This window comes from Nocardia sp. NPDC057455, assembly GCF_042802775.1.
In the GTDB taxonomy this organism is placed as follows: domain Bacteria; phylum Actinomycetota; class Actinomycetes; order Mycobacteriales; family Mycobacteriaceae; genus Nocardia.
On the sequence record NZ_JBHVDM010000181.1, the window covers coordinates 1 to 3,567 of the forward strand.

Genomic DNA, 3,567 nt, shown 5'->3' on the forward strand with positions numbered 1-3,567 from the left:
CGCCGGTGCCGCCCTCCCCGCCTTCCGCTTGTTCGCCTTCGATCGGCGCGCCGGGCTCAATCCCGTCCGAGCGCGTGCGCCAGCTCCTTCTTCGTCATCTTCGATCGGCCTTCGACTTTGCGTTTCTTGGCCTCGTTGTACAGCTGGTCGCGCGTCGGCCCTTGTGCGCCGCTGTGCGAACGCTTTCCGCCGCGCTGCTGCGGCGACTTGTCGTCGGTCGATGTCTTGCTCGCAGTCTTGGACTGCCCGGACTGGGCGCGATTCTTGTTGACCGTGCGAGCAGCGATCTCCTTCGCGCGATCGGTGCTCGCGCCGCGGGTTTTCGCCGAGTCCTTGATGTGCTCGTATTGGCGTTCCTGCTTGCCGGTCCAAGCCTTCGGCATGTGATCACCTCCTGTAATCGCGGTCTTACCCCGCATATCCGCACGCAATCCGGTTGCTGCCGGTCGCCTGCTGTATCGGCCCCGAGCGCTCGGCCCATCTGCCGTGTTCGTGGCGACCGACAGCCACCGAGGTGCGCGATCCGTCAGCAGTTGGACGGCGCGGGCTCGCCGCGAACCCGCCCTTCGAGCCACGCCAGCACCGCAGGAGCGCCGACCGCAGCCGCGGACAGATGGTCGATGGCGGGCACGTGCACCATCTGCCACCGCACCCCGGCCGCGCACCAGCGGCGGGCGGTGTTGTCGATGGACTGGAGCGGAATCAGCGGGTCGGTCGGCGAATGCCACTCGAAAATCGGGATTCTCGGGGCGCCGCCGTAGAGCTCCACGCTGTTGTCCTCCACCACCGACCAGGCCTCGGGCATATTGAAGACCGAGGCCTGGTCGGTCATCTCGCGCGCACTGCCGCCGGCGCCGATGGCGAGGATCTCGTTGGTGCAGCTGTTGGCCATGGCGTCGCGGAGCGCGCGGCCGCGTGCGTTGAGATTCGAGCTGATCTGTACCTGCTCGGGGTACTCCCGCTCCAGGCCGATCGCCGCCGCCATCGCCAGACCGAACGCCGGGTGCGGCTCCAAACCCAGGCCCTCCGCCATCGCCACCAGGTTCATCGGGGCGCCGCCGATCGCCGCGCCCGCGAGCTGCAGCTCCGGTGCGTAGGACGGTTGCAGCGCGGCCGCCCACGCCGTGGCGAGCCCACCGCCGGAGTAGCCGGTGAGCAGCGTCGGGCTGGTCTGCAGAGCCAGCTCGGGGAGCTGTTTGGCCGCCCGGAGGCCGTCCAGCGTGATCTGACCACCCAAACGTCCGGCTCCGAGGGCGAATTGCGGTCCCAGATGGTCCGGCAACGCGATACTCCACCCGCGCGTCAGCAAGACGTTCAGCATCGGCGTCGTCGCCGACAAGTTCACGTCGTTGCTGTAGAGCAGGTGCGAGACCGCGCAGCCGGTGCCGAGGGAATTGATGAAGTGCTGATACGACAACAGGGGCATGCCGGGCTGCTGAAAGGCGGGGGTGAGAACCGTGGTGGTCGCCGCGATCGGGGCGCCCCGCGAATTGGTGGAGCGGAACTCGATCAGCCGGACGGTGGCGCCGGGGAACCCGGCCAGCGGCGGCAGGATCCGAGTCTCGAGCACGTCACCGGGTTGATGGGCCGCGAGATTACCCGGGGCGGCGTAGAACGGGTCCGGATCGGGCGCCGGATATACCGGTTCCGCGGCGGCCGTCGTCGCCAGCAGGAGCGAGAGTGCCATTCCGCCGAGCGCGCCGAGCGCGCGTGCTGGACCTGTGCGTTTACTGCGGGGGAAACGAAGAAACGGACGAGTCACGACCTTGACCTCCAGAGGTAGTTCGTCACATTCGTCGACCAGTGGCCTGCATCCGAGTGCCTCGTTTGGCAAACTATCAGCGACATTCTGAGGCCGGTGTGAAATCTGCTGAAAAACCTTCTGGCGACGAGTGGAATCGCGAATCTTGCCAGGTTCCGGCGGAGTATCCTGATGTGCAGCAATCAATCAGCCATTTTTTGGCTCGACACTTCGGCGGACGGTGCGCCGCGGACGACGCGGGTTTGAGCCCCGTCACGGATGATCCGACGACACCCGCCCGGCTGTCTCCGCGCGGTCGGACGGCATCCGGTCGGTCGGGGGGTTGCGACGCGGGGCCGGCACGGCTTGGCTGGATCACATACACAGTGACGAGGTGCAGGACGAAGGAAGGAGCGGTCATGTCCAAGACAGCAACCGAGAAGGTCCGCGCATCCGGTTCCCAAGCACGGGAGACGGCACCGCCGGTGCCCGGCGCCGAGGCCGAACCGAAGGCCGGGTCGCACCCCGCGACCACCGCGCGTGCCAGGTTGCGCGTACCGGTTCCCACGGTCGGCATGCGGATGGCGCGCGTTCCGCTTCCGCCCGGGACGCGCACCGTGGCGACCGGAGTTTCGTCGGCGACCACGGCGGTGCGCAATCGGGTACCGGACCGGGAGTCGCTGCTCTATTTCGGCGGCCTCGGGGCAGCGGCGGTCACCGGGCTGGTGTCGTGGCCGGTCGCCGGGGCGATCGGCGTCGGCGTCTGGGTGGCCGAGCATGCCCGTCGTGCTCCGGACAGCGTGCGGACCCGGGACGAAGGGTGATCTGACCGGCGGGCTCGCTCCCCGTCTATGCCGCCACCTGCGTCCCTGGTTGCTGTCGGTACGGACGCGCGCGGAAACCGGCGGTCGCCGGTGGGGCGAGGTCGCGTGGCCGCGGGCCTCGAACGCGGCCCGGTGCGGTGGATTTCGAACGACATCCGCGCGCGAAATGCCCCGTAGCGTCTGTGCTCGTTGTGGCAGGTCGGTGTTTCGCGTGGTCGCGGTCCGTCGAAGATCGTGCTGATCGCACGGTGACGCCGGGGCGGGTGGACTCGCCTGCCAACGCGACGAGCGCCTCGATCACCTCGAGAAGACCGGTCTCGGCGCAGGTGAAAGCCCGAAATCCCGAAATCTCGATCATGTCGTGTTTCCGATCTTTCCCACGGGGTACCGCCCGAGGGTCATCGAGCGAAAGGGAGTGATGCACTATGCGCAAGACCATCGCGATCCCATTGACAGCCTTGGCCCTCACATTCGGCGGAGTCGGACTAGCCGAAGCGACCCCTGTTGCTGCGACCACACAGATGGCCCAAGACACCCACGTCGACGACGACCACAGTGACAAGACCGGCCTGTGGGGTCTGCTCGGTCTTCTCGGCCTCGCAGGCCTGGCAGGACTCGCTCGCCGCAAAGACAACCGCACCAGCACCACCACCGGAAACCGCCCGCGCCAGCCCTGACGCATCATCGGCCGAGGGCCCCGGTCAGGTGACAGGGGCCCTCGGTCGGGATACCCGCTACCGGGCTCGCGGGACCACGAGCACAACAAGTTCCGTTAGCGCACGATGGTGAGCGATGCCGAACGGACCGTGTCCGAAATGCGCAGCGCCGACCTGGTGGGACGCGCGGCGGTTTGCCCGGCGTCGCTGATCGAAATCCAGGGCGGCTCACCGAGGCTGAGCGTCGGCGACGAGGGTCCTGTTCGGAATCGGCCATCGGCCTGGATAACCTCCCAGGCATGCAATTCGGTGTGAATGTTCCCAACTTCGGTCCAGGCGCGACCCC

General features: G+C 67.7%; 5 protein-coding genes. 2 read left to right on the forward strand and 3 right to left on the reverse strand.

What is annotated here, in order from left to right:
- Positions 1-56: 56 nt before the first annotated feature.
- Together ACFU5M_RS34165 and ACFU5M_RS34170 are read right to left on the reverse strand one after the other, a co-directional pair.
- On the reverse strand, positions 57-383 hold the full coding sequence (locus tag ACFU5M_RS34165) for a plasmid stabilization protein (RefSeq protein WP_379055706.1): 327 nt from the start codon (positions 381-383) through the stop codon (positions 57-59).
- Between the two features lie 143 nt (positions 384-526).
- Positions 527-1,687, reverse strand: coding sequence for a lipase family protein (locus tag ACFU5M_RS34170; RefSeq protein WP_379055708.1), 1,161 nt, complete (start codon positions 1,685-1,687; stop codon positions 527-529).
- Between the two features lie 473 nt (positions 1,688-2,160).
- On the opposite strand from ACFU5M_RS34170, the gene ACFU5M_RS34175 reads away from it, so the two are divergent.
- Positions 2,161-2,565 (forward strand): hypothetical protein, encoded by a 405-nt coding sequence (locus ACFU5M_RS34175; protein WP_379055710.1) that lies wholly within the window; start codon positions 2,161-2,163, stop codon positions 2,563-2,565.
- 425 nt (positions 2,566-2,990) lie between these two features.
- Complete coding sequence (locus tag ACFU5M_RS34180) at positions 2,991-3,242, forward strand: WGxxGxxG family protein (RefSeq protein WP_379055712.1); 252 nt, start codon at positions 2,991-2,993, stop codon at positions 3,240-3,242.
- 95 nt (positions 3,243-3,337) lie between these two features.
- On the opposite strand, the gene ACFU5M_RS34185 is transcribed toward ACFU5M_RS34180, so the two are convergent.
- A partial coding sequence (locus ACFU5M_RS34185) for a hypothetical protein (protein ID WP_379055714.1) occupies positions 3,338-3,567 on the reverse strand: 230 nt, incomplete at its 5' end.